The organism is Microcystis sp. M53598_WE2 (assembly GCF_030067735.1).
GTDB lineage: Bacteria > Cyanobacteriota > Cyanobacteriia > Cyanobacteriales > Microcystaceae > Microcystis > Microcystis aeruginosa.
Genome location: NZ_JASJFE010000796.1, coordinates 1 through 1,333 on the forward strand (window position 1 = coordinate 1; position 1,333 = coordinate 1,333).

Genomic DNA, 1,333 nt, shown 5'->3' on the forward strand with positions numbered 1-1,333 from the left:
AATCTAAAAACCTTGTTGGATAAGACTTTTGGACTTTTTTCCCCTCAAAAAGTGCCAGCCATTGCGGGGATCGGGGGGAAAATTCCTGGACTTTTTCCCTGAAAATTAGGTAGTTGACCACCTGAAAATCGATAAAACCCCACACCCCACACCCCACACCCCACACCCTGCCACCACCGAAAAGCTTTTTGCCGCAAACCCTAAGTAGCGGCTAGGAGAATGGGAAGTGGGCTGTTAAAGTTCGATCGGGAGTTAATCATACTATTTAAAAGGGATTTGGTATAATACAGTGTCTATAGGCGTTTTTTGAAAACGTCTGCCAAAATTTCTAGCTTCAACGCCTCGATCCTCTCAAGTTATGAGTAGTAGAGTGCGTCTAAGTTTAATCGCTTGCTCCCGGGAAATTATGAGAATTAAACAAATTACAGTTAAGCATCTTTTTGGCATATTTGACCATACAATTAATCTCAATATGGAGGAAAGAATAACTATTATTCATGGTAAAAATGGCTTTGGTAAAACCTCAATACTGCGATTGGTCAATGGCTTTTTTAACTTAAAGTATTCAGATATAAGAGCTATTCCTTTTCAAAAATTTACTATAATTTTTGACGATAACAGCTTTGTGGATGTTGTCAAAGCTTCCACCAGTAAGAATAAAAAAAGTAATGTAAGACCAGAGATTGATTTTAATTTTACTTCCTCCGATCAAAAAGAAAAACTGACTTTTTCTCCTAATTTACTAGACGGGAGAAAAATCCCTTTACTGACCGGCATGATAGCTGATGTCATACCCGGTTTAGATAGAGTTGGATCAGAAAAATGGCTCTATACCCCCACAAAAGAAATTCTGGATTTAGAAGATATTTATGAACGATTTGGAGAATATTTACCAAAGCAATTCCAGCAAGAATCTTCTGATTGGTTAAATAAAATTCGAGACTCTATTAATGTTCGTTTTATTGAATCACAACGTCTATTAGATATTTCCAATAGTGCCAAAAATGGCAGAACTATAAGGATGCCGATGACATTGTACTCTGTGGCCAGCTATTCTGAAGATTTAGCAGAAAATATTCAAACTAAATTAGCAGAGTATGGACAACTATCTCAAACTTTAGACCGAACCTTTCCAGCGAGAGTTGTACAAAAAAAGGCATCATTGACCGATGATGAACTAAGGGAAAAAATTGATCAACTTGAAAGCGAAAGAAATCAATTAATTAGTGCAGGACTATTGAAAAAAGATGAAGATTCTAACTTCCAAGTTAAAGATAGTATTGATGATAGCACCAGAAAGTTATTATCGGTTTATATTGAGGATGTATATAAA

At 36.2% G+C, this 1,333-nt stretch carries 1 protein-coding gene; it reads left to right on the forward strand.

What is annotated here, in order from left to right:
• Nucleotides 1-406: 406 nt before the first annotated feature.
• Nucleotides 407-1,333: AAA family ATPase (locus PX636_RS16255; RefSeq protein WP_288117834.1), on the forward strand; the 927-nt coding region annotated here is incomplete at its 3' end.